This is a genomic window from Rheinheimera sp., assembly GCF_030824435.1.
Classification (GTDB): Bacteria; Pseudomonadota; Gammaproteobacteria; order Enterobacterales; family Alteromonadaceae; genus Pararheinheimera.
The window spans coordinates 50,398-76,444 of the sequence record NZ_JAVBXS010000034.1 but is presented as its reverse complement, the minus strand read 5'-3'; the positions used below and the strand labels follow the sequence as shown (position 1 = coordinate 76,444).

General features: G+C 47.9%; 22 protein-coding genes. 10 read left to right on the top strand and 12 right to left on the bottom strand.

Annotated elements, in window-relative coordinates:
- The first annotated feature begins 32 nt into the window (after positions 1-32).
- From RCH83_RS08945 to RCH83_RS08925, 5 genes are all read left to right on the top strand, one after another.
- Positions 33-1,694: a methyl-accepting chemotaxis protein gene (locus tag RCH83_RS08945; protein WP_306521146.1), complete on the top strand. Its 1,662-nt coding sequence runs from the start codon at positions 33-35 to the stop codon at positions 1,692-1,694.
- A gap of 432 nt (positions 1,695-2,126) precedes the next feature.
- Positions 2,127-2,921, top strand: a complete 795-nt coding sequence (locus RCH83_RS08940; RefSeq protein ID WP_306521144.1) for a MipA/OmpV family protein — start codon at positions 2,127-2,129, stop codon at positions 2,919-2,921.
- Positions 2,915-3,286 carry a DUF3019 domain-containing protein gene (locus tag RCH83_RS08935; RefSeq protein ID WP_306521142.1) on the top strand — a complete coding sequence of 124 codons (372 nt, stop codon included), beginning with the start codon at positions 2,915-2,917 and terminating at the stop codon, positions 3,284-3,286. The genes RCH83_RS08940 and RCH83_RS08935 overlap by 7 nt, the downstream gene beginning before the upstream one ends.
- Positions 3,286-3,987, top strand: a complete 702-nt coding sequence (locus tag RCH83_RS08930) for a response regulator transcription factor (protein WP_306521140.1) — start codon at positions 3,286-3,288, stop codon at positions 3,985-3,987. The genes RCH83_RS08935 and RCH83_RS08930 overlap by 1 nt, the downstream gene beginning before the upstream one ends.
- On the top strand, positions 3,965-5,197 hold the full coding sequence (locus RCH83_RS08925) for a sensor histidine kinase KdpD (protein ID WP_306521138.1): 1,233 nt from the start codon (positions 3,965-3,967) through the stop codon (positions 5,195-5,197). The genes RCH83_RS08930 and RCH83_RS08925 overlap by 23 nt, the downstream gene beginning before the upstream one ends.
- Before the next feature lie 18 nt (positions 5,198-5,215).
- Here RCH83_RS08925 and RCH83_RS08920 read toward each other — a convergent pair whose 3' ends face one another.
- From RCH83_RS08920 to yaaA, 3 genes are all read right to left on the bottom strand, one after another.
- Complete coding sequence (locus RCH83_RS08920; RefSeq protein WP_306521136.1) at positions 5,216-7,480, bottom strand: carbohydrate binding family 9 domain-containing protein; 2,265 nt, start codon at positions 7,478-7,480, stop codon at positions 5,216-5,218.
- Positions 7,481-7,704: 224 nt separating this feature from the next.
- Entirely contained in the window at positions 7,705-9,003 is a 1,299-nt protein-coding gene (locus RCH83_RS08915) for an inosine/guanosine kinase (protein WP_306521134.1), read from the bottom strand.
- 139 nt (positions 9,004-9,142) lie between these two features.
- Positions 9,143-9,922 carry a peroxide stress protein YaaA gene (gene yaaA, locus RCH83_RS08910; RefSeq protein WP_306521132.1) on the bottom strand — a complete coding sequence of 260 codons (780 nt, stop codon included), beginning with the start codon at positions 9,920-9,922 and terminating at the stop codon, positions 9,143-9,145.
- Between the two features lie 585 nt (positions 9,923-10,507).
- On the opposite strand from yaaA, the gene tal reads away from it, so the two are divergent.
- From tal to RCH83_RS08895, 3 genes are all read left to right on the top strand, one after another.
- Positions 10,508-11,461, top strand: coding sequence for a transaldolase (tal, locus tag RCH83_RS08905; RefSeq protein ID WP_306521130.1), 954 nt, complete (start codon positions 10,508-10,510; stop codon positions 11,459-11,461).
- A 42-nt stretch (positions 11,462-11,503) separates the two neighbouring features.
- Positions 11,504-13,117: a glucose-6-phosphate isomerase gene (pgi, locus tag RCH83_RS08900; RefSeq protein ID WP_306521128.1), complete on the top strand. Its 1,614-nt coding sequence runs from the start codon at positions 11,504-11,506 to the stop codon at positions 13,115-13,117.
- A gap of 221 nt (positions 13,118-13,338) precedes the next feature.
- Positions 13,339-13,515 (top strand): DUF3545 family protein, encoded by a 177-nt coding sequence (locus RCH83_RS08895; protein ID WP_260656048.1) that lies wholly within the window; start codon positions 13,339-13,341, stop codon positions 13,513-13,515.
- Positions 13,516-13,650: 135 nt separating this feature from the next.
- Here the strand turns inward: RCH83_RS08895 and ung are convergent, their stop codons facing one another.
- From ung to RCH83_RS08860, 7 genes are all read right to left on the bottom strand, one after another.
- Positions 13,651-14,316, bottom strand: a complete 666-nt coding sequence (ung, locus tag RCH83_RS08890) for a uracil-DNA glycosylase (RefSeq protein ID WP_306521126.1) — start codon at positions 14,314-14,316, stop codon at positions 13,651-13,653.
- Positions 14,317-14,340: 24 nt separating this feature from the next.
- Positions 14,341-15,630, bottom strand: coding sequence for a threonine synthase (gene thrC / locus RCH83_RS08885; protein WP_306521124.1), 1,290 nt, complete (start codon positions 15,628-15,630; stop codon positions 14,341-14,343).
- 4 nt (positions 15,631-15,634) lie between these two features.
- A complete protein-coding gene (gene thrB / locus RCH83_RS08880; protein ID WP_306521122.1) occupies positions 15,635-16,588 on the bottom strand; it encodes a homoserine kinase in 954 nt (317 codons plus the stop codon).
- Positions 16,589-16,591: 3 nt separating this feature from the next.
- On the bottom strand, positions 16,592-19,051 hold the full coding sequence (gene thrA, locus RCH83_RS08875; protein ID WP_306521120.1) for a bifunctional aspartate kinase/homoserine dehydrogenase I: 2,460 nt from the start codon (positions 19,049-19,051) through the stop codon (positions 16,592-16,594).
- Positions 19,052-19,283: 232 nt separating this feature from the next.
- Positions 19,284-20,255 (bottom strand): sensor domain-containing diguanylate cyclase, encoded by a 972-nt coding sequence (locus RCH83_RS08870; RefSeq protein ID WP_306521118.1) that lies wholly within the window; start codon positions 20,253-20,255, stop codon positions 19,284-19,286.
- Positions 20,255-20,869 (bottom strand): chemotaxis protein, encoded by a 615-nt coding sequence (locus tag RCH83_RS08865; protein ID WP_306521116.1) that lies wholly within the window; start codon positions 20,867-20,869, stop codon positions 20,255-20,257. The genes RCH83_RS08870 and RCH83_RS08865 overlap by 1 nt, the downstream gene beginning before the upstream one ends.
- Entirely contained in the window at positions 20,866-21,231 is a 366-nt protein-coding gene (locus RCH83_RS08860) for a response regulator (RefSeq protein WP_306521114.1), read from the bottom strand. The genes RCH83_RS08865 and RCH83_RS08860 overlap by 4 nt, the downstream gene beginning before the upstream one ends.
- Positions 21,232-21,559: 328 nt before the next feature.
- Here RCH83_RS08860 and RCH83_RS08855 point away from each other — a divergent pair, with 328 nt between their 5' ends.
- Together RCH83_RS08855 and RCH83_RS08850 are read left to right on the top strand one after the other, a co-directional pair.
- On the top strand, positions 21,560-23,305 hold the full coding sequence (locus RCH83_RS08855; RefSeq protein ID WP_306521112.1) for an ATP-binding protein: 1,746 nt from the start codon (positions 21,560-21,562) through the stop codon (positions 23,303-23,305).
- A 132-nt stretch (positions 23,306-23,437) separates the two neighbouring features.
- Entirely contained in the window at positions 23,438-24,334 is an 897-nt protein-coding gene (locus tag RCH83_RS08850) for a recombination-associated protein RdgC (RefSeq protein ID WP_306521110.1), read from the top strand.
- 448 nt (positions 24,335-24,782) lie between these two features.
- Here the strand turns inward: RCH83_RS08850 and RCH83_RS08845 are convergent, their stop codons facing one another.
- Complete coding sequence (locus RCH83_RS08845) at positions 24,783-25,622, bottom strand: HDOD domain-containing protein (RefSeq protein ID WP_306521108.1); 840 nt, start codon at positions 25,620-25,622, stop codon at positions 24,783-24,785.
- Position 25,623: 1 nt separating this feature from the next.
- Positions 25,624-26,043, bottom strand: a complete 420-nt coding sequence (locus RCH83_RS08840; RefSeq protein ID WP_306521106.1) for an HIT domain-containing protein — start codon at positions 26,041-26,043, stop codon at positions 25,624-25,626.
- Between the last annotated feature and the right edge of the window lie 4 nt (positions 26,044-26,047).

Genomic DNA, 26,047 nt, shown 5'->3' with positions numbered 1-26,047 from the left:
GCTTTGCCACTGCGTTAAAGAAGGACTGTTTTATGATCAAACACATCTCCATTCGTCACCGGATTTTGTTATTGGCGATACTGCCGGTGTTGTTATTGGCACTGGCATTAACAGGACTGTCCATCAGTCACAATCACTCAGTTGCCACTCAGGGGGCGGCCCAGTTAAAAGAGTCTTTGTACCAGGAAAGACGGGCACAACTGGATGCCTTTTTAGAACTGGCGGCCACAGCAACGGCAGCAACAACAGATGTTGAACAGAAAAAAACCATTTTGCGCAGTCTGAGATACGACAATGGCAAAAACTACTTTTTTGTCTATGACAAAGCCGGAGTGCAGGTCGTCAGTGCTGACAATCCGGAGCGTGAAGGCAAAAATTTCCTGCAATCAAAAAGCCCGGAAGGCCGGTTTTTGGTGCAGGAATATCTGGCGGCAGCCAATAAAGGCGGTGATTATGTGCAATACAACTGGCCTCGCCCCGGCAGCACAACACCGGCACCTAAACTGGCCAAAGCAGTATTATTAACAGGCACCGACTGGGTGCTGGCCACAGGTTTTTATATTGACGATTTGGAACAAAACATTGCCACTTTACAACAAAAAAGTGCCGAAGAAGTGCGGGCCGGCCTTATTCAATCTGTGCTGGTGGCCACTCTGCTGGTCGCGGTGATGGCGGCTTTTGGCGTATTTTTTGCCGGCAGCATCACCAAACCTTTAAGTGGTGCAGTAGCGGCCATGCAGGACATTGCCAGTGGCGACGGAGATTTAAGCCGCCGTCTCGACAATAGCCAGGGTCACGAACTGGGAGCTCTGGCTGACGCTTTTAATGCTTTTGCCGGCAAAGTTGCAGCTCTGGTCACCAATGTCCGGGGTTCTGTCACTTTGTTACGCAGCTCAGGTGACGAACTGGCAAAACTGATGCACAACACAGAACAGGGTGTACAAACCCAACATGCCGAAAGTGACCAGGTGGCAACCGCCATGCACGAAATGGCCACTACAGCACAAGACGTTGCCAACAGCGCCAGTGGCGCAGCACAGGCTGCTCATCAGGCCAATCAGCAGGTAGAACGTTCAGCGCGGCTGCTTGATGGCGCCATCACAGTGATCAACAGCCTGGAACAGCAGGTGGAAAAAGGTGTGCAGGTGATAGCTGCTGTCGGCAGTGAATCACAAAATATTGGTGGCGTGCTGGAAGTGATCCGCGGTATTGCCGACCAAACCAATCTGTTGGCACTGAACGCCGCCATTGAAGCGGCCCGTGCCGGTGAACAAGGCCGGGGTTTTGCAGTGGTTGCTGACGAAGTCCGCACTCTGGCTGCCCGCACCGCCAGCAGCACAGATGAAATTAATAAGATGATTGGCCGCCTGCAACAGGGCGCCGGTGAAGCTGTACAGGCCATCAGCCAAATTAAAGATCAAAGCCAACATACAGTGCTGGAAGCAGGCAAAGTGGAGCAGGCATTGGGCGAAATCCAGCAGGCAGTGGCCACCATCAACGATATGAACAACCAGATTGCCAGCGCTGCTGAACAACAAACCACAGTGTCTGAAACCATTAACCAGAATGTGCATCAGATAGTGTTGATTGCCCAGGAAACTGCCACTGGTACAGAGCAGGCCTCACAAATTACCCGGGATTTGGCCAGACTTGCCGCTGAACTTGATCAATTAGTGGGTAGCTACCGCACCTGAAGCCCGCGCTTTTTAGTGTAACAGCCCGGCACAAGGCTGAACTGGCCAACACCAGCGGCCGGCGTCACAGCCGCTATTGGTTGCAGCCAGCTTTTGCTGGCTGCAACCAATAGCAAAACGCAAAAAGCGCCGCCCAGCCTGATGGCACGCAACAAGGTGCATACAAAATTTTTGCCAGTCATCATCTAACAATCAGCTGACAAGCGCAGATTTTGGCTTACAACATTTATATATGTTGTTATTTTTATTAAACTTTTAATTTTACCTTAATTAGAAACCACTGATAATTTACTATGCAGTTGCGGGAAAATCTGGTTATTCTTAACACATGATTCGTGTTATCTGATAACCACATTGGCTCCATTAAGTCTGAAACTTTTTATCCTGTTGTTCTGTTGCTTGTTTACACAGCAGCTGAGTGCTGACAGCAACTTGCAACAAAACGAGCTGAGCAGAGCGCAAGTGTCGCTTGCCGTTGGTTTTGGTCAATATGGCAATATTTTACATCAGGGTGAAAGCACCCCACTTTATCTGGTACCACGCTTTAGTTATTACCGGCAGCGTTTTTATCTGGAAAATTTAGATCCGGGTTATAACCTCTGGCAACAGGATGGTTTTTTGCTGGACATCACAGCTAAACAAAGTTTTGATGCTTTGCTGCTTCGGCAGAACCCACTGAAAGATTCGTTATTGCGTGGCCTTATTCACTCCAAAAAACTGTTTGTAGTGCCAACCAGCAGCCAGCTGGATGAGCTGTTTACGCCAACAAGGCGGCACTTCAGTTATCTGGCGGGTTTCAGCCTGTTTTACGACAAAGCCAACTGGCAATTTGCCAGTGCACTACAACAAGATGTAAGTAACGTGCATCATGGGCTGGAATGGCAGCATAAAATACGCTATCTGTGGCAAACAGGCCCGGTTACAATGGCGATAACTTCAGAATATCGTTATTTATCATCAAACTACAGCAACTATTATTTCGGTGTAGGCCCGGATGACAGCAAAGCGTTTTCGTCAAGACAACCAGACAAAAGGTTTTATCTGTATCAACCCGGCAGCCAATGGCTGCCCGCCTTAAAACTGGAAAGCAGTTATCAGTTGCCCAACAAAACCAGACTGCTATTAAACTGGCGCCGGGAATGGCTGCCAACCGCCTATCGCGACAGCTTATATTTCCAGAAACGCCAGCATGATATCTGGTTTGCCGGAGTACTCTGGTCATGGTAAAGGCGGTTTATCCAGCCAGCTTATTACTGTTCAGTGCGCTGTCCTGGGCACAAGACAACAATTTTAGTGTGCTGCCACAAGCCTGTATCAGTGCCAAACAACAAAGTTGCAAAATAGAGTTGTCGATCAGCTGGCACTTTCCGGTTCCGGTGTGTTTAAACCAACAACAACAACCGGGTCGGGCCCTGGTGTGTGGCACTGATATCAACAATTACACTTTGTCTGTGGACATGGACACTAACCTGGTACTGGAACTGCGGCACCATCATCATAAAACTTTGGTTGCCAGCAAAACCATTAAATATCTGCAACAAGCTGAAATATCCGCAGTATCGCCCAGACGGCTGAGCTGGAGTATTTTCTGATGAGTTTTCATATTCTGCTGCTGGAAGATGATGTGGCTCTGGCGCGCCTGACCAAAGACTTTTTACAGCAGGAAGGATATGTGGTGAGCCTTGCCAGTCACAGCCAAAAAGCCCAGCTGCTGCTGAGCCAGCAGAACATTGATTTGTTGTTGTGTGACGTGATGTTACCTGGACAAAGCGGTTTTGATTTTGTAGCGCAAATCCGCCACAGCTATCCGGGTCCTATTTTGTTTATGACAGCCCAGACCCAGTTACAACATCAGTTAACCGGGCTTGGTCTTGGTGCTCAGGATTACCTGCTCAAACCCTTGGATCCAAGGTTGTTATTGGCCAAAATTCAGGTGTTTTTGCCAAAACAACAGCTAAAGGAACTGGCAGAAACCAAAACCAAGTGGCAGCAATTTAATCTGGAGCTGGATAAACAGTGCCGCAGTGCAACATTGGCCGGGCAGTCGCTGCCACTGACCAGTGCCGAATTGAAGTTGCTGCAAACCTTGCTGGAGCATTTTGGCAAAATTGTCAGCCGGGACTGGTTGTTCCGCGAACAGCTGGGACGCGATTATGATGGTATGGACCGCACCATAGACGGCCGGGTTTCCCGCTTGCGGAAAAAACTACAGGCAATAGACGCCAAGTGGAATATAGTCACCGCCTGGGGTGAAGGATATTACCTGTCTTATGAAAATTCCTCTGCTGTTTAGCTCGCCGCTACTGCGTTTTTATCTGGTGCTGACCAGCACTGTGTTATTGCTGGCATTTAGCCTTAATCAGCTGTATCAGTTACAACAGCTGCAGCACTCCCCTTCGGTGGATGCCAGACTGGTGCTGGATGCGGTGCAAAAACTGCGGCAACACAACAAAGCCTTAAGCTGTTCAGTCGATCAGGCGCCAAGCTGCGATGATTCGTTGTTTTTGGTCTATCCGGCCGGCTTCTGGCAAGGAGTCATGAATCAAGGCGCCGGCAGCATTATTCCACTCACCGACAGCAGTGGCCAACAAATGCTCTGCAGTGTTGAACAAAGTGGTGAGTTATTGTGCCTGAACCAGCTGAACTGGCCCGCCCCCGCCTCTTTTGAGCTGGATGTCGCTTATTTGTTTTATTTTTTACTGTTGTTTTTGCTGTTTCGGATCAGCCGTAATTTATTCAGAGATGTCGAAGTGCTGCATAACAGCGCTTTGGCTGATATCAGGTTTGGCAAGTTCCCTGACTTTGTGTTGTCGACCCGCTCTTATCTTGCACCGCTGGCGCAGTCACTGCGTAATATGACCAGCCGTATTGAACAACTGAACCGCTTTCAGGCTGAGATGGCCGAAACTGTTTGTCACGATATTAAAACACCTTTGGCACGGCTGAAATTTATCAGCCACTTATTACATGCCGATAAAATTGAGCAGTTCCGCGAGCAAATTAATAACAATGTCAAAGAGATAGAATCGAATGTTTATGAATATCTGCGTCTGGCACAAAGTGGCTACCTTGACGCTGAATTGTGTTTAAGCCAGATCCAGCTTAAAACCTACCTGAGTCAGCTGCTGCAACCTTATCTGGAACACAGCTGCCTGCAGTTGCATCTGCTGGCTGACGATAAGCTCAGCATAGTGGCCGATCAGCAATTACTGGACAGAGCTGTGAATAATCTGCTGAGCAATGCGCTGCGTTTTGCCAGGACAGAAGTGGTATTAAGTGCCGGTATCACACCAGGCCAAACCGGTATGGAGCTGGTGCTGAAAGTACAGGATGATGGTCCGGGCTGGCAGCATCAGGCACAACAGGATGATCAGATAGAACACCATGGGTTGGGGTTATCGATAGTACAGCGGGTCGCAGAAAAACATCAGGGCCGTTTTGTGCTGGAACAAAGCCCAACAGGCGGCGCCACAGCGGCGTTGTATTTGCCACTGCAGCGCTGAATTTTTCCTGGAAGCTGCTTACAACATCCAGGCGTAACTAAACTTCAGAAACACCGATCTTTGGTCTCGCGTTAAGTCGTCCACTTCATCATCACTAAAGGCGTTGTCGCTGTAACCTGCAAAAAATAACGTCTGCGGATTGAGTTTATACGAATACAACAGCTGTGAACCCAGCGTTTTATCACGCTCAACCACTGTGCCAGTGTTGTTGCGCGGGTTACGCTGAATATCGGAATAAATTAACGCCAGCCGCAGGAAACTGCGTACTGAAAACTGATAACTCAACCTTAAGTCGGTCAGATTGGCGGTAAATACTTCAGCCCCCATAGCATCCAGCGTACGGTAGGTATGGCGGGCCTGCACCTGCATATGGGCATCCACATTCCAGCGCAGCTCTGGCGCAAGCTCTAAACCATCCCCTAACCTGTTATTGCGAAAATCCAGTTTGTCGCCGGTTTCAGCTTCAAAAGCTAAAAACACACCGGACCAGGGTTGTACTTCAGCACCGGCAGACAACAAACGTTCAGCAAAAAGTCCGGTATTGGCATCAATACGCAAGATACTGCCATCCAATCTGCTGCCCACTCTGTCACGACCGGTCAGGCCGATAAAACCATAAGCCTGTTGTGCCCCCCAGAGTTGAAACTCAATTTCCGTTTCTTTTTCCAGCAGTTCGCTTTTGTCGTTGTGACTGATATCCCAGTCACCCCAGATCTGAAATCTGTTCCACCATGGTGAGTCGGAAAACCACTGGTAAGTGCCGCCATGCACCATTTTATTGGTGTCGGTTTGTGGCATATACCCCATATCCGCACGAAAACCTTCACTCAGGCCCTGATACCTGCTGTACCAGCTCCAGTTACGGTTTTCATGTTCATAAGCCAGATACTGCGCTGTGTCGCTAAAGGCCTGATCTTTGGCCCTGAGACCGGCTTCGTCGCTCAATAAAGCAGCCAGTTCTGTTGGATATTGGCTGTTACTTCTAAGCAACTGGGCAATAAACTTATCCTGGGCAGTCCACTGGTATTTTAAGTCCAGACCATGCACAAAGTTGTGATAATCCTCACTTTGGCGCAGGGTGCTGATCCAGCCGAGCGACAACTGTGGTGTCATATCAAAACGATATCTGAGCACTGCGTTTTCACTTTTTTCGTCTAAAGTGGCGATATCTGAGCTGACATTACCAGGCACAATAAAAGTGGTGCTTTTGTCGTTGGCGGCAAAAAAAGCAAAAGACTGCTGGTTATGGCGACCTGTTAACTTCACACCAGCGTCAGGTGATGACACATTGCGGGTATAAACCAGGTCCATAGGTGAGGAAAAATAGTCGGCATTATCGAGGAAAAATGCCCGTTTTTCGGCAAAAAACAACGCAAAAGTATCATTAACCGACACCTGGGCCTCGTCCGCTTCTACCTGGGAAAAATCCGGGTTTAAAGTGGCATTTAAACTAATATCCGGCGTGATGCCCCATTTGACGTCCAGACTTGGTTCAACATTATTGTCAGTTTGCCAGTCCGATTTATCAGCGGCAGCAACATCTCTTTGTTGATTGGCGCCCATCACCAAAGCTGGCACCAAAGTAAAATGGTTGCCTTGTTTGGCACCGGCAAAACCAGTGGCAGTGGACATCTGACAAATCCAGCAAGGGTCGTGGCGTTCAATTTTATTGCTGGAAATACGGTTGCGTACATCACGTGGGTAAAAACGCAGCAGCTCCAGCTTCCATTGTTGCTGCGCCAGCCGGTCGTTAAAATTTAACATCCGAAGCGGAATCGCCACTTCCACCTGATAACCTTCGGCAGTGATTTTGCCGGCACTGTGCCAGATACCATCCCAGGCATCACTTTCCATTTTGGTGATTTCATTTTCAATGGCATCGGCTTGCACACCAAAAGGATTAATAAAAAACTGATAAGCCAGTTTGCTGTCGTTGTAAGTGTCTATTTTGATCCCGACATTGTCGTCATTCCAGATTTTGTCACGGTCACGATAAAAAGCGCGGATCTGTTCAGGATTGGGATCTTCAGCCACAAAACTGACGTAAAAATATTCACCGTCTTCCATCACATAAGCTGTGGTTTTAACAGGTGCCGGGGTGTTTTCGGCTGGCCAGGTGTTGTATACCAGCTCAACAGCTTTGGCCTGTTGCCAGACGTTTTCGGTTAAATCGCCATCCACTTCAATCGGGCTGCTCACCCTTGGTATGGCAATATCAGCGGCCTGTAAGCCAAAAGTGGCCAGACAAAGTGGCAGCAGCAAGTTTCTAACAAACAGAGTCATCAGTTTTCCATCTTCAACAGAGTGCAACAGCGACCTGGGCAGCTATTACATAAAATGTGGTTTTGCCCGAATCCGCTTCCGGCAAAAAATCTGGCTCACTATAAAGACGCAACACCTGCAATACAACCGAATGCGTTAAAGCTGCAAAATCTGTCGGTCAATAAAAAACCGCCTGGCGGCGGTCTTTGATAAGGACAATCTAAGTTGTTGATCCAAAAATAAAATCAACGCTCCCAGTAGGCTTCTTCCAGACTGTCTTCTTTTTCTGGTAAACCACGTGATAAACGCGGGGCATTTTGTACCAGAATGGCGTAACTGACCCTGTTGGCATATTTACAAATTTGGGCAAAAGACGAATAAGCCAGATAAGGCAGTTCATGTTTGCTCGACAGCGGCAAGGCATGACGATGGTAATGGTTGGCGGCAATATCATGCAAAATCGCAGCTAAAGCACCATCACCGGCACCATTGGTGTTTTTAATACGTTCTGGCCCGCCTAAATAAGGGTCGATATGCGAATAAACTTTCACCGGCTGTTTGCAATATTGTTTTTGCACCGGACGGCTGAATTCGTATTGGTTGTAGTCGGCAATAGTGCCGGATTTAATCGGATTGGTGGTTTCACGTTGGCCTGCTTCGTCGGTATAACCACATAAATACAAACCTTCAGGCCCTGCTGTCACCAACACCATATCCGTCAGCTCCAGCGCAGCTTCAGCGGCCTGCAATGGGTCGGAAAAACCTGTTAAAGCTTCGGCTTCCAGTTCATTCATTGCCAGCACGTCGACATAATCACGCACTGTTGCCAGAATAAGCTCACGGTGTTCTTCCACTAAATGTTTAGTACCAAGGCTCATTACCACAGGCACATTGTGTGCTTTGGCCACCTGCAACAAACGTTGCATTGCCTGCTGAATGGGCTGGCCAGAGGCGCGAAGTGGATAAGCGCTGACGACAACAGCAGCGGCTCCGGCAATAATATCTTCCGGGATATAAGCTGGTGTTAAAGCGTCCATTTCACCCGGATCTATCACAAAAGTACGTTCGCCATCCGGCGTGATCATAGTGATACCACGGCCAATATCACCAACAACACCCTGCAAATGGTTCATATCCACTTTGGAGCTGGTATGACATAAATAATGATAAGCCGGACTACCCAGCTGGATATTGGCCGACATCACCCCCAACAGCACAGATTTATCATCCGCCAGCACTGAATAGTTGTGAATAGTATTGCCAATGGTGCCACCGGCAAAATGATCAGAAATAGCGCCGTTTTGTACCAGCTCCTGATAAATCAAATCGGCTTTGCCGTGTTCAACCAGGTTCGATAAACCTTTGCCAATATTATATTTTTCTAAAAATTCGTCCGACACATTGGCAATCACATCCACAATCGTCTGATCCAACCCCACCACATAAGTGTCCAGTTCAGGCCGCACTTCAAAGCTGGGTAATTGTAATTTTGGCTGGGAGACCGGGAAATAATGCTTCAGTTTACGGCGGCCGGGAAATTTCATCGTGGATTCCAAATAAAGGTCAGGCCAGTATTTTAGCAAAACTGGCCACTAAAGCGCAGCCGCTATTTTTAGCGGCACAGCACAAAATAAGCAGAACATTAATTGAGGTTGTATAAACGGCAACAAGCCGCAATACGGATCAGGCGTTTGCTTCTTTCCGCAAAAACACCAATTGGGCTGCGCTTGAATGGCTGCTACTGAATTGATAACCGCCCAGGTTAAAGTCTTTGAGTGCTTCTACTTGCTGCACACGCTGCTGGATGACATAACGTGCCATCAGGCCACGGGCTTTTTTGGCAAAAAAACTGATAATTTTATAATCACCGTTTTTAAAATCTTTAAACTGCACATTCAGCACAGGGCGCGCCAGCAGTTTAGGTTTCACCACTTTAAAATATTCCTGTGACGCTAAATCCAATAGTACCGGTGAATTGAGTGTTTCCAGCTGCTGATTCAGCTGCTCTGTCACTATATTGCCCCAGAACTGATACAAATTAGCGCCCCTCGGGTTAGCCAAAGCAGTACCCATTTCCAGCCGGTAGGCTTGCATCAGATCCAGTGGTTTTAACACGCCATAAAGCCCACTTAAAATGCGTAAGTGTTGCTGGGCATAATGCACATCGTCCGCCGTTAAAGTGCCTGCATCCAGCCCCTGATACACATCACCATTAAAAGCAAACATGGCTGCTTTGGCATTATCCTGGGTAAAAGGCAGTTGCCACTGCGCAAAACGGGCGGCATTTAAACCGGCCAGCTTGTCGCTGATATGCATCAGTGTTGATAACTGCACAGGTGTTAAACCACGACAGACCTGAATAAGGTCGCTGCTGTGGCTCAGCAGCTCAGGTTGGCTAACCTCAAACTGCGGGGCTGGTGTCTGATAATCCAAATCTTTGGCGGGTGAAACGACCATCAACATCTGTCTGGTTCCGGCAATAACAACAATGGGGCGCGACTATAACAAAAGGCCGCTCTCAGGCAAAGCTTGTGACGGCTAAGCAGCTGCAGTCTGTTGTTTCAGCAAATCTGCATAAAAACTGCAACTTTGACATAAATAGAGCCGCCAGCCACTTTGCGGGCGCCCTCTTCAATGGCAAAATCAACGCTGGTTGTGAGCAAAATGGCTGGCTCAGAATTGCCAGAGCAGAATGGCCCGGACCTGAGGGTGCAATAACAAAGCAGTCAACACCAGCGGCCATCCGACTTGCATAGTCGTCGCCCCTCTGCCAGGTATCACAGTCGCAACGGCTTTCATATCAACGACACAAAACATTTGTAACCTGATAAATAACAGCAGGCAGCATTGATATTGGGTCGCAGCAGCACAAACTAGGACTACTATAATGGCAGGCCAATATCACAAGGCCGCCGCATTTGTTGCAAACCGCAGTTCATCCGGCAACAAACCCGATTAATGGGCAAATATGTTGTAATTTTCCTACAAATATTTAGAATTGAATGCAATTTCAGCAAAAAGCTGACCAAATAACGGTAATAAAACAATATGAGCACTTTATTAGATCAATTAAAAGCTGTGACTACTGTGGTTGTTGATAGCGGCGACCTCACTGCTATTGAACAATTCCGACCGGTAGATGCCACCACCAACCCTTCGTTATTACTCAACGCCAGTCAGCTGGAATTTGCCAAGCCATTATTGGCCGCTGCGGCCGCTTATGCCAAAAGCAAAACAGCTGATGCCACAGCGCAGTTAAGCCTGGCTTCTGACAAATTTGCCGTTGATGTGGGTACTGCCATCAGCAAACTGGTGCCTGGCCGTGTCTCCACCGAAGTGGATGCCCGCTTAAGTTTTAATACGCAAGCGACTATCGCTAAAGCTAAACAACTGGTTGCTTTGTATCAGGAAAACGGCATTGGCACCGACAAAATCCTGATTAAAATTGCCTCCACCTGGGAAGGTATTCAGGCGGCAAAAGTACTTGAGCAACAAGGTATTCAATGTAACCTGACGCTGTTATTCCATATGTGTCAGGCCCGTGCTTGTGCAGAATCCGGTGTCTTTCTGATTTCCCCTTTTGTTGGCCGTATTCTGGATTGGTACAAAGCATCTACAGGTCAAAGCTACGACGCTGAAACCGACCCTGGTGTGATTTCAGTGCGGGAAATTTACCGTTATTTTAAACAGCATGGCCATAACACCATTGTGATGGGTGCGAGCTTCCGTAACATTGGTGAAGTACTGGCACTGGCCGGTTGTGACCGTTTAACCATAGCTCCGGCGCTGTTGGATGAACTGAGTAAACAACAGGGTGAACTGACCGTACATTTACGCGACACAGGCGCCAGCACCACAGCTCCTGCTGCTTTAACAGAAACAGAATTCCGCTGGGCACTCAACGAAGACGCCATGGCCACCGAAAAACTGGCTGAAGGTATCCGTAAATTTGCCATCGACCAGCGCAAACTGGAACAAGTCATAAGCGCTGCGCTGCAATAAAACAGCGCGGCCATCAGGGCCTATCAAATAACAGGAGTTTTTATGTCGTCTGCTGTCTGGAGCGAATTGCGTACTCTGGCAAAACAACCGCTGGATTTGCGTGCAGAATTTGCCAAAGATCCAAGCCGTGCTGAGCGTTTTGCGTTAAATGCCTGTGGCATTGAACTGGATTATTCGAAAAATCTGATCACAGATGCAATTTGGCAACAACTGCTGAGTCTGGCCGAACAAAGCCCGCTTACGCAGAAAAAAGCGCAGATGTTTGCCGGCGACAAAATAAACAACACCGAACAGCGCAGTGTCTGGCATACAGCATTGCGTGCGCCTGTGACTGCCAATCTGAGCCTGGATGGCGCTGACATCAGCAGCGAAATTGCTGATTGTCATGCCCAAATGCATCAGCTGGTCACTGCACTTAATAACTCACAATATTTAGGTTATAGCGGTGAACCCATCACCGACCTTATCTGGATTGGCATTGGTGGTTCTTTACTGGGCCCACAAATGGCGGTTGAGGCTTTAACTCCCTACAACATCAGCCCGGTACAAATTCACTTTGCCGGTAATATTGACGGTGCAGTGGTGCATGATGTGGTCAAAGGGTTGGATCCTGCTACTACCCTGGTGTTTGTCGCGTCCAAATCTTTTGGTACTGAAGAAACCAAACAAAATGCGCTGGCGATACGCCAGTGGTTCCTCGACAACGGCGCTGATAAAAACGCCATTGCCAAACACTTTTGGGCCACTTCATCCAATATCAAAGCTGCTGCTGAATTTGGCATTATCCCTGAACATATTCTGCCGATGTGGGACTGGGTTGGTGGCCGCTATTCATTGTGGTCGGCCATAGGTTTTCCACTCTGTTTAATGTTGGGTGTAACGCAGTTCCAGCAATTGCTGGCCGGCGCTTATGCGATGGATCAACATTTTAACCAGGCGCCACTTGCCGAAAATATGCCAGTGATTCTGGCGCTGTTAGGTGTGTGGTATATCAACGCTCATGGTTGTCAAAACCATGCGCTGTTGCCTTACAGCCATTATTTACGTTTGTTGCCTTCTTATGTGCAGCAACTGGATATGGAAAGCAACGGCAAAAGTGTCGACGCACAAGGCAACAGCCTGGAACTTGCCACTGCCCCTGTGATTTGGGGTGACGCTGGCACCAATGGTCAACATGCTTACCATCAGCTGCTGCATCAAAGTGCTTTGGCGGTACCGGCCGACTTTATTCTGCCCATTCAGGCTGCGCATGATTTAACCGATCACCATCAGCGCCTTGCTGCCCATTGTTTTGCCCAGACCCAGGCGCTGATGCAAGGTAAAACCATCAGCGAGGCCCATGCCGAAGTACTGGCGGCAGGTGGCAGTGCCGAAGATGCAACACGGCTGGCGTCGCATAAAGCGTCGCCAGGCAATAAACCAAGTAACACTTTGTTATTGCCTGAGTTATCACCTTATTATCTGGGTGCGCTTATTGCGTTGTATGAACATAAAGTCTTTGTGCAGGGTGTTCTGTGGGATATTAACTCTTTTGATCAATGGGGCGTTGAGCTGGGTAAACAGTTATCCACGCCTATTTATCAGGTGTTGTCCGGTCAACAACAACATCAATTTGATGCCTCTACCAGCAGGTTAATAAAGCTGTTCCAGCAATAAATTATTGATTGTTATAAAGATAAGGGCAGTAATTTTACTGCCCTTTTTTACGCTGCGCTAAAGCTGATTTTTTGTACCTTTTATCCGCGTTAATTTTCCTTTTTGCTTTTTGCATTTATTGTTCATCCGGCCTTCATTTTTCTGTCATCTGACTATTTTATTTTGCTAAAAAGTGTGATATCAATTTTGGCGAAAATAACAACAACTCAGCGAGGTGCAGTATGGAAAGCTTTGAGGACTTACTGAACATGTTGGAGCGGCCAGCGGCAAAAAGCGGCAGAGCGGTCAAACGCAAATGGCGCGAAATTGAAGCGGTCAAAGAGCGGCAGCGACTGCGCAAGGAACTGGAAGACATAGATTTAACCCTCGACGACGAATTACTGGAACAGCTGATTTAGCAACCAAAGCCCAACCTTCTGAAGTTGGGCTTTTTGCTTTTTAGCCTCCGGCATTTCCTGAAACAAAAACAGCATCAGTTTGGCGCTGATGCTGTTTTTGATGTTATTTCGTCAATATATCTTCAGGCAAGGCTGTTAGCGGATCTGCCAGTCGATTGGGCTTTTGCCCCAGGCTGTTAATATCTGATTGGCTTTGGCAAAGTGACCACAACCCAAAAAGCCCCGGTGCGCTGACAAAGGCGACGGATGCGGCGCCGTTAAAATCTGATGTTTTGCCGCGTTGATCAAACGTTGCTTTTTAATGGCATGCGAACCCCAGAGCAAAAACACCACAGGCTCAGCTTTGTCGCTGATGGCCCGGATGACATTGTCGGTAAATTGCTCCCAACCCAGCTCACGGTGGGAATTGGGCTGATTGGCCACAACTGTCAGCACGGTATTTAACAACAACACACCCTGTGTCGCCCAACTTTCTAAACAACCGTGTTTTGGCATTTGAAAATCTGTATATTCCAGCGCCAACTCTTTATACATATTGCGCAGTGAAGGCGGAATGGCCACGCCCTGGCGCACTGAAAACGACAAACCATGCGCCTGATTGGGGCCGTGATAAGGGTCCTGCCCTATGATCACCACTTTTAAATTGGCAAAATCTGTCAGCTTAAAAGCAGTAAACACATCGGCTTCCGGCGGGTAAATCACCTCACCGGCAGCCCGTGCTTGTTTTACAGTGTCGATAGTTTTTTGAAAATAGGGCTGCGTTTTTTCAGCCCCTATCACGTCATGCCAGCTTAAATGCACAGTTATTTTCCTGATAATCTCCGCTTATTCAGCAAGAGCAAGTAACTTTGTGCGCAATTCTACAAAATCTGCCGCCATGTCGACAGCTAAACTTGGTTCGCCGGCAACAGCAGCTAATTCTGGTGGCAGAGCTATTGGGCTACCAAGGATATTTTCCACCTGCTCTTTAAACTTAGCCGGATGGGCAGTGCCCAGGAAAATCCCAAATTCACCCGGCTGCAATTCGCGTTTTAACGCACGATACGCCACAGCGGCATGAGGCTCAGATAAATAACCCAACTGCGACAACTGGCGCATCGATAACTGGGTATCTTCTTCATCGACCATGGCGGTGCTTAAATCGTCGCGGCAAATCACGCCTTGCGCCAATAAATCTTCCACCCTTGGCCAGTTATTGGGCGCGCTGACATCCATGGCATTAGACAAAGTGGCCACTGTTGGTTTGACCTGCCACACCCCGTGTTGCCAGTACCTTGGCACAGTGTCGTTGCTGTTGGTGGCGGCTATCATGCGTTTAATTGGCAAACCCAATACTTTGGCAATTAAACCGGCCGTTAAATTACCAAAGTTGCCGCTTGGCACTGACACCACAATATTCTGGCGTTTTTCAGCAGGCACCTGAGCAACAGCTTCAAAATAATAACAAATCTGCGCAAATAAACGGCTGATATTAATAGAGTTTGCTGAGTTGATATTGAGTTTCTCTACTAAAGCACGGTCGTTAAACACTTCTTTCACCAGCGCCTGACACTGGTCAAAATCACCATCCACCGCCAGGGTGTGAATGTTTTTGCCTAAAGTGGTAAAGAGTTTTTCCTGCAACACACTGATTTTGCCTTTCGGGAACAAAATCACCACATCAACCCCAGCTTGTTGATAAAAAGCATGGGCAACAGCTGCGCCGGTGTCACCTGAGGTTGCGGTCACAATAGTGGTTTTTTTCACGCCAGAGCGCTGTTGCGACGCCATTAAAGCGCGCGCCATAAAACGGCCACCAAAGTCTTTAAAAGCTAAAGTCGGGCCGTGGAATAACTCTAAACAAGCGACATTGTCGGTAACTGCAGATAGCGGCGCCGGGAAAGTAAAAGCTTCAGCGACCAGCGCCGACAACTCAGCTTCGGGCAATTCGTCACCAATCAAGGCCTGTAAAATAGCGGCGCTACGCTTGGCAAAAGGCATCGCCAACAAAGCATCTACATCCAGTTTTGGCCAGCTATCCGGAAAAAACAGCCCCTGCTGCTCACCTAAACCAATACGCACAGCCTCTAAAAAACTCACTTGTTGTGCCGGAACTTTGATATTACGTAACATCATCTGCTTAATCCTGTACTGACTGATTTGATAACACCCGCGCGCCCTGCTGCTCTAAAGTGCAGATATGAGTCATGGCATCCTGATTTTTTTCATAATGTTGCCTGAAATAAGCGCAAGCAAATGCGGCCTGTTCGTCATTCTGACAAACCGCAAACAAAGTTGGGCCAGCGCCGGAAATGCCCACATGGCCAATACCCTGTGCCATTAACGCCGCACGAATGGCGCTGAGTTCCGGGATCAAAGGTAAACGGGCCGGCTCTGCCACTAAATCCTGCAATGAAGCAAAAGCTTCGTTTTCATCTTTGGCATATAGCGCCGACACAAAACGAGCCAGATTGCCGGCAAAAGCAATGCTGTGTTTCAGGCTCAACGCTTTGGGCAATACTTCACGGGCTGCTTTGGTAGAAAGCACAGTACCCGGATAACAAAGCACCACTTTCCAGTGTGAGAACCAGGGCAAAGGCCGGTACAATAACGGACTCTCCGGTAACATTAACAACAAGCCACCCACTAAAGAAGGTGCCACATTGTCATAATGCACGGCGCCACTGACACCCCCTTCACATTCGGCCGTCAGTTGCAGCAGCTCATAATCATTCAGTGGTTTGCCAAAATAGTCGTTAAAGGCAAAACAGGCCACCACAATAGAACAAGCGCTGGAGCCCAAACCACTGCCAACCGGCAGATGTTTTTTCAGGTGTAAACTCAGGCGTGGTAAGGGTTTACCCAGCTTTTTTTCAAAAGCGTAAAAACAGCTCACCACCAGATTGTCCGCCGCATCACCAGGCAACTGATGTACATAACGGCCACTAAGGCGCAGTGTAAGTTCTGCCGCCTCGCCTTCTATCACCAGCTCATCCCCCAATAACTCACCATTCACGGGCGCAAAAGCAGCACCCAGCAAGTCAAACCCAACCGAAAAATTGCCGGTTGAAGCTGGTGCAAAATACGACTTCATGATTTACATCTCCTGCTGCCAGCCAAGGGTACGCATCACATCACCAAAGACACCGGCCGCTGTGACCGCAGCACCGGCACCATAACCCCTTAATACAAAAGGAATAGGCTGGTAATAACGGGTATGAATAGCCAAGGCATTTTCACCGTCTTTCACTTTGGCAAGCGGATGGTTAATATCCAAAGCTTTGACCGACACCTTGCACTGGCCATTGGCAATTTCACCGATATAACGCAGTACCTTGCCTTCACTTTTAGCGGCAGCCACTTTGTCGGCAAACCAGCTGTTCAGCTCTGGCAGTTGCGCCATAAAGTCCGCAACAGAGGCGCCTGGTGCAAAATCGTTTGGCAACACAGATTCCACTGTCACATCACACAAATCCAGCTGTAACCCCGACTCGCGCGCCAGGATCAATAGCTTACGGGCCACGTCCATACCAGATAAATCATCCCGTGGGTCTGGCTCAGTAAAGCCCATAGCTTTGGCTTTGGCTGTGACATCAGAAAGCGCCACGCCCTGCTCCAGCTCGCCAAACATATACGATAAGGAGCCGGACAAAATGCCTTCAAAAGCCATTAACTCGTCACCGGCGTTGAGTAACCCCTGCAGCGTATCAATCACCGGCAAACCGGCACCTACAGTGGTTTCATATAAAAAACGACGGCGGTGTTGTTGTGCCACCAAACGCAGCTGCCGGTAATAACTGAGACTGGCGGTATTGGCTTTTTTGTTCGGCGTGACCACATGAAAACCGGCAGCCAGGAAATCGGCATATTGCATGGCCACAGCTTCAGCGCTGGTGCAATCAATCAATACCGGATTGGTTAAATGATTGTCCTGCACAAACTGACTGAGCGCGGCCAGACTAAACTGCTGTTTTTGCCCGTCCATCCGTTGTTGCCAGTTGGCTAAATTCACACCTTCGGCATCCAGCAGCAGCGCTTTGGAATTAGCAATACCATAGACAGTCAGGCGCACGTTGCGTTGTTTTAAAAACTGTTGCTGACGTTCAAATTGCGCCAGCAGTTCGCTGCCCACCACACCACAACCAACCAGAAACACATCAATACTCGGCACATGGCTAAAGAAGTTTTCATGACAGACTTTCACCGCATTACGGCAGGACTTTTGCTCTACCACAGCTGAAATTGAACGTTCTGACGAGTCCTGCGCTATAGCCACAATATTGACCCGCGCCTGAGATAAAGAGGCAAAAAACTTGGCGGCGACACCACGGTGCTGGCGCATGCCATCACCCACTAAACTGACAATGGCCATATCCGACTGAATCGCCAAAGGCCTCAATAACTTGCCTTGCAGCTCCAGTTCAAATTCAGTTTCCAGTGCTTTTTTCGCAATAGCCAAATCCAGCTGCGCCACACAAAAACTGATGCTGAATTCACTGGACGACTGGGTAATTAAACTGACCGATACCTGCTCACGCGCCATAGTGGCAAAAACGCGCGATGCCATGCCCACCACACCCTTGAGGCCTGGGCCAGATACGGTGATCAGCGCCAGATGTTCCAGGCTGGAAATGCCTTTCACCAGCGAATCACCGTTATTGTTGGCGTCGATACAAGTGCCGGGTGCTGATGGGTTTAAAGTGTTTTTGATATAACAGGGAATTTGGTAACGGGCCAACGGGCCTATGGTTTTTGGATGCAGCACTTTAGCGCCAAAATACGACAATTCCATGGCTTCGTCATACGACAGATGGTCAATCAGCTGTGCTTGTTTTACCTGACGTGGGTCGGCGCTATAAACACCATCTACATCTGTCCAGATTTCACACACACTGGCGCGGATACTGGCGGCAACTATAGCGGCCGAATAATCAGAGCCGTTGCGACCGAGCAGGCAAAGTTCACCGTTGCTGTTGCTGGACACAAAACCAGCCATCACATACACCTGCGCCTGCTGTTTCGCAACAGCAGCGCTTAAAGCCGCTTCGGATGCCGGAATATCAGCAACCGCATTTAAGTAATCACCCTGACTTTTTACACAGGCAACTGAGTCCAGTGCGACAGTGTCAATGTGCAGGTATTTCAACAGACCTGTCATTAAAGCAACACTAAATTGTTCGCCCAAACCGAGGATGCGCGCTTTAATGTGATCCGGGCAATATTGTAATAAAGCAACACCCTGCAACTGCGCCGATAACTGGGCAAACTGCTGCTCACGCACCAGAGTCAGCGCTTCGTTATCCGCTGCTAACAGCTGAGCTTTGGCTTGTAGCTGCAAAGTCTCCAGCCGCTGTTGCCATTGTTGTAGCAGCGGCAAATAGTCAGTGCCCAAAAAGGCTAAGTCGGTCAGCTCCACCAATAAATTGGTCACACCCTGGGGGGCTGAGAGCACAAGACCAACAGGCTCTGCGCTAAGTTGTTGTTTTACAATGCCGGCAACTTCTAAAAAACGTTCAACCGACGCTAATGACGAACCACCAAACTTCAGCACCCTCATAAAATTTCTCCTGTAAAGAAACGCAAAAGGCCCGTGACTGGTGAGGTCACGGGCCTTTTTAAGACAATACGCCGCCGACCTCCTACCCGGTAAGGGTGGTGGTGATAATAATGGTGGTGGTATTGATATGTGTAGTTTTCATACTGTCTATATGCTCAAAGTTTTAGACGTCTGTCAATCTAAATGTTTAGAAAACTTTCAAATGTTCTTCAGTTACAACGAAATGGGTACTTTAATTGGCCTTTTTCTGATAGTCGCTTAAACCGTGCTGGAAAATACAGGCTCTGTTACGGCCGGCTCTTTTGGCGTTATAAAGTGCGATATCGGCAGAGCGGATTAAATCGTCATGCAACAGATGTTGTTTTGGGGCAAATTCGGCAACGCCAATACTGACACTGGCACGAATGGTTTGCTGATTAAACAACATCGGATGTTCAGCAACGGCTTTGCAAATACGTTCTGCAACTTCCACTGCACCTGCAAGAGGTGTGTCCGGCAAAATAATGCCAAACTCTTCACCGCCATAACGACCTAATAAATCAGAGTCTCTTAGCAGACTGCTAATAAATGAAGCCAGCTCCACCAACACAAAATCACCGCCTAAGTGGCCATATTTGTCGTTTAAATCTTTAAATTTATCCAAATCAAACAACAATAACGACAACGGATGCTGGTAACGCTGCGCCCGGTGAATTTCCTGTTTGAGCTGTTCTTCCCAGAAGCGGCGGTTTAATACCTTGGTCAGGCCATCCTGTCGGTTGGCTTTTTCCAGTTCAATCAGCGTTTTACTCAGATGTTGTTGATACACAAAAGCATCGGTGGCGTCTTCAATCAAAATACAGATCAGCTGTTGTTCAGTGTGCGAAGCTTCAAGCGGTAACATAGTGCAATTTTGCGCCATATATTGGCTGGCGCTGGTGATAGGACGCAAATGGGGCAACTTAAAAATATACTGGCGTTGCTCCCAGCTGCTAAAAGCCGGTGTTTTTAAATCCAGCACACTCATCAGTTTACGTTTGAGCCAGGCTTCGGGTAAATCGGCAAAAACACTGAATAATGATTTTCCCTGAATGTCAGTTAACTGCACACTGGCATGGCGTTCAATAAAGGCATTTACATAATGAATTTGGTATTCATCATCTATCACTATTACGCCGCTGTTGAGTTGCGCCAGGATGGGACTACTTAACCAGGCTTGAGACATCAATAAGCTTCCAGGATCCGATCAAGAATTGTTTTAATATTGCTGACGGCTTCACCAGGGATCAACAAAATCATGTCGCAGTTAAAAGAGTGATCAACCAGCTGATAGCTGATATCCACTTTTAAAGCGTGTTCCCAGTGAAAAGAGGTATTTTTCAGCATGCCGGATAAATCACCATTAGTTGATGACAAGACTCTGGGCGCACTGTAGGACAAACTGTTTTCCAGCTGCTGGGCTAAACCGTTTAAAAAGGTGGTGGTTAAAATAGAGCTGATATCGGTAAGCATCTCAATTTCAGACACATCCCCCACGTCATAACCTAACAACGCTGAAATTTTATGGGCGTTTTCCATCTGATAAAGCACTATGGCTTCACCACGCACCCCTTCATTGCCAAAAAAACCCTGACTGACCAAAGCAGCTTCAGTGTCGCGGTAACGGCTTTCAAACTCAGCCGGAATAAGGCTGGCGCCCACCAAAGCAATAGAAGGCACTCTTAAGTGCACAAAAGTATTCAGAAAACGCGCCAGTTTATCGCTGGCTAACCCCATAGCGACATTGATAATTTCCTGCAAACAGTCGCGTTGTTCTTCGCTAAAGCCGAGATTGGTCATATCAATCCGTATTGTTTTAAGATGCCGCTGAGCTTTTCTTCATTCACCGGTTTATGAATAAAAGCCAGAGCACCAAGCTCCATCACCCGCTTTTGCATCTCTGGTTGAATATCGGCAGAAATCACAATAACAAAACAATCGATATGTTCGGCTTTGATCGCTTCAAGCACACCGATGCCATCCAGTTCCGGCATGGTTAAATCAAGAAAAACCAAACCAATTTCCTGACTACGTAAAATGGTCAAAGCTTCCAGCCCATTGGCTGCGGTTTGAAACTCGGCATCAAAAGATTCTGGCAAACTTTTACGTACTTGCTTACGCGCCAGTATAGAGTCATCACAAATTAGTACCGGCAACGCCATTCGCTAAAGCTCCGTTATAATAATTCTAATATTTATGCGAAGTTACGGGCAAAATATAACCAGTTGACCCGCCTAATGCAACAGATCGCCAATAAATCGACACAGCTTTGCGTTTCTATTAACAATACCGCTGTGATTTTCGACAAAGATAAATCTCAGCTATAGTTCGGTGGAAAAAACCTGATAAATAGCGGCGAAATACCAGTGAATTGACATAAAGTAGTAAATGGCGGAACTTAATCTGATTTTGCTATTTTAATTGTTGTTTTTTTTAGCTAATTTTACAGCATCAGGTGATACACACCCCGCTGAAAGCACAGGTAGTCAGATGCAGCAAAAAAGTTTATCCAGAAAACTGCTGACCAAAGTTTTGTCGGTTTATTTTATTTTAACTTTTGTCGTCACTGTAGGTCAGATTGTTGCAGAGTACTTTAATACCAAAAATCATATCAACGGCGAACTGTCCACCCTTCAACAAACCATCTCCGGCAGCTTAACCCGCGCTATCTGGGAGCTGAACACCACTCAGGCTTTAATTATTGCTGACGGTCTGCTGGCTATTCCTTCTATTGAAGGCATCATAGTACGTGACGACAGCGGCGCTGTGATCACCCAGCTTGGCCAGTATGTCGACATTAGCGAAAGGTACAGCAATCAGCTGGTGAAAGAAGGGGTGCGTCTGACCGAACAACAATCCGGTTTATTTGGTTATACCTTTCCGCTGATTTTTGAATTTTCCGGCCGTGCCACTCAGGTGGGTGATGTCACCTTGTTCTCCAGCCGCACCATAGTGCTGGACAGAATTAAAGTGGGTATTTATTTCCTGATTGGTAACGCGCTGCTGAAAACTACATTTTTGATTATTTTGTTTTTAATCGCTTTTCGCAAACAACTGACTCTTCCTTTGGCAGAACTGACCCAGCAGATTGAAGAATTGGAACTGGATAACCTGGACGGCGCCAAGGTAGAAATTCAGCACGGCGATACCAACGAACTGAGCGTGATGGCCGACGCTTTTAACCGCCTGATAGCCAGGGTACAGGATTACAAAGGTCAGCTGGAAAACACCCAAAAACAACTGTTGCAGTCCAACGAAAAACTCGACCAGCATAATCTTATTCTCGAGCAGGAAGTTGCACGCAAAACTTCTGGCCTGAGTCAGGCCATGATGGATTTACAGCAACAAAAGCAAGAGCTTGAAGTAAAACAACAAGCTTTGCGTGAAGAAATTGAACGCCGCCGCCACACTGAAGAAGCGTTGCGCAGCAAACAAACAGAGCTGGAAAAGCTGGTTAATGACTTACGTCAGGCGCAGGACCGGTTGGTGCAATCAGAAAAAATGGCCGCTTTAGGTGGTCTGGTGGCAGGCATTACCCACGAAGTGAATACACCTGTTGGTATCGGTGTCACAGCCACCAGTTTTCTGGCAGAAAAATTGGCGGCACTTGAACATGCCTATCAGGAAAAAAGTCTGTCACCCAAGGCGCTGGAACATTTTATTGAAGAAGCCAAACAAGGCACAGAACTTTTAAATACCAACCTTATCCGCGCTTCTGAGCTGATTGCCAGCTTTAAACAAATTGCGGTGGATCAGACCAGCGAAGCTATCCGCACTATACAACTGCATGAATATCTCAATGAAATTATCCGTTCATTGCAGCCGCATTTTAAAAAGACCAAACATCATATTGAAGTGAATTGCCCGGAAAACCTGACCTTAAGTTGTCCGGCCGGCGCTATTTCGCAGATTTTTACCAATTTGCTGATGAATTCGCTGATCCATGGTTTTGAAGAGATGGAAGAAGGGAATATCAATATCACTGTGGTGGATGAAGGCAATGTGGTGGATATTAACTACGCCGACAATGGCAAGGGCCTGACGCCTGAGCAGCTGGAAAAACTGTTCCATCCATTTTTTACCACCAAAAGAGACCAGGGAGGCAGTGGCCTGGGCACACATATTACCTACAATCTGGTGCGCCAGACTTTAGGCGGAAGTATTCAGGTGAAAAGTGAACCAGGTCATGGCCTGGCGTACCATATCCGCTTTCCGAAAATGCTGAAACGCTCATAAAAAGGCGCAGTTTACTGCGCTGTTATTGCTGTAATCTTCAGCATCCGGCCAGTCGGACGCCAACTGCAGGTTGTGCCCCGCACTGTTACAGGTATACTGCTTTTTTTGCCTGGATCCGATGTGAAGTGAGTTATGTGGTTTAAAAATCTGCGTGTTTATCAAATTACCGAAGCGTTAAATCTGGAACCCGAAGCACTGGAACGTGCACTGCAAGAGCATAAATTCAGCCCCTGCACCGGCCAGGAAGCCGTTAAAATGGGTTTTACCTATCCGCTGCATCACAGCATCAAACAATATCACCACCAGCAGGCGCATTTGCATTTATTCGCGGTGAAACGTCAGGAAAAAGTGTTGCCTGCGGCTGTGATTAACGAAGAGTTGCAACCGAAAATTGATGCGCTGGAAGCGGAAAAAGGCCGGCCACTTGGCCGCAAAGAAAAAAACGCCTTAAAAGAAGAGCTGGTGCAAATGTTGTTACCACGCGCCTTTAGCCGCTCCAGTGTCACCACAGCTTTATATGATGCCCAAAATCAATGGTTTATCGTCAATAGCAGCTCAGCGGGTCGTGCTGAGGAAGTGTTAAGTTTATTACGTAAGACTTTAGGCTCATTACCGGCGTTACCCTGGATTGACCAGAATCAGCTAAATCTGGCGATGCAACAGTGGTTAACCAATACCGGCCTGCCACAAGGTTTTGTGCTCGGCAACGAAGCTGAACTCAAAGCGCCGGATGAAGAAGGTGCCAAAGTCAAATTCAGCAATCACCTGCTGACAGCAGCTGAAGTACAAAGTCATCTGGAAGACAAGCTGGTGACCAAACTGGAGCTGGCGCTGGAAAACCAAATCAGTCTGATGGTGTGTGAAGATGGCAGCCTGAAAAAACTGCGGTTTCATGAAATGCTGGCCAATAGCAATGATGAATTGGGCTGGGATGACATGGTGTTGCGTCTGGATGCAGATTTGCTTGTGATGGCAAACGAGCTGGCCACTGTGTTAAAGGCCATTCGCCAGTCGGTCAGCGCTGAATAAAACACAATTTACCAAGGGCTGTTGACCTTTGGTGTGTGAATTTTGTTCAATCTGGAGCCGCCAGCCCGCGCAAGGAGCCACGAAGCACGCGGTGCCCGGCTTGCCGTCTAAGCGAGTGACGAGTGAAGCTTGCGCGTCCTGCTCACGCCCCTGACCTGCATCCATGCAGGCCACAAAGGGCTGGCGTCTTCCCGGTTGAACCCTTCGGGCAGCGTTTGGCTGACCTTTTTACGGCGTTAGCGTCCGCTCATGTAGAATAACTACACATCGCGGACGCTGCCTGGTATAAATGCCAGCCGAACAGCTGCAAAAACATACCCCCGATGGTCAACAGACCCTAATAAAATCAGATGAAAAAGCCACTGTGAACAGCAGTGGCTTTTTTGTTTGGGTTGGTAGGTAGCCATCAGCTCAGACTGAGGTTGTGGCCAGCCCAATCGGAATGTTGTTACATAAACAAAGTTTTGGCTTCTGCCACAGCGTCGGCGATCTGAGGGTCCTGCATAAAATTGCGGTTAGGAATAAGCCCTTGTTTCAGATAATGTTCTATCAGCCTGTCGCTGTCTCTTCTGTCACGGTAAAAGTCTAACGATAACAGTCCAAGCCGGACAAAATCGGTGTAGTGCACAGTGTCGTCACACAAAGGTTGCCGCCACTGGCTGACCACTTCAATAAAGGTCTCAGCAAAATCCCAGCGTCGCATAATGGCCACTCCAATACGGGACGCCAGCTCTTCGGTCGCTTTTTGTAGAAAAGCCGGCTCGGCAAACACTTCCGGGTATTTTTCCGCTTCCACCAGAATAGGCAACACCCCAATACGATGCACCAGCGCCGCCAATGTCAAAGTATCAAGATTCAGGTTATCGTGTTTATGTTTGGGTAAATACATTTTCAGGCACGACATAGCCACACAGGTCACCTGCACAGTGTCACGCCATAAATCGGCCATAGTGGCCGCAACTTCCGCGGTATGGCTGATAAAGAGTTGTTCCAGCGCCATCGCAGTGGCAATATTTTTCACCTGGCTTAAGCCAATTCGGGTAACAGCCTGATTCAGCGTTGACACTTTGATACTGCGTCCGATAAAAGCGCTGTTGGCAATTTTGATCATCCGTGCCGCCAGCGCCGGATCCAATGCAATCACTTCAGACATCGCATGCAGATTAATATCGGGATCATCAGCTGCCTGGCGTACCCGTACCGCAATTTCCGGCAAAGTGGGTAGTACCAGCATATTGGTGGCCAGTTTTTCCATCAGCAATGTCATTAATGCATGTTGTGCAGACATATCAGTTCCCTTGTTGTGCCAGGACAGCCCAGCGCTGACATAAAGTTACCAGCTCAGCATCCTGGTATGGCATTGGAGCATGTTTACCCCACACAGGCGCAGGCCAGGCAAGATCAGCGCTAAAACGCGCTATATGATGTAAATGCAGTTGTGGCACCATATTGCCAAGGGCTGCCACATTCAGTTTGTCAGGGTGATATTCATCACGTAATAACAGACTGAGACGACTGCTTTCCTGCCATAACATCAGCTGATCTTCGGCGGATAAATCAATAATGTCGCGGGCACCACTGCGTCTTGGTACCAGCAAAAACCATGGATAGTTTTTATCCTTGATTAATCTTAGCTGGCACAAAGGCCAGTCAGCCAGCCAGACCGAATCTTTCGCCAGCTGCGGATGTAATTCAAAAAGTTGATTCATATAT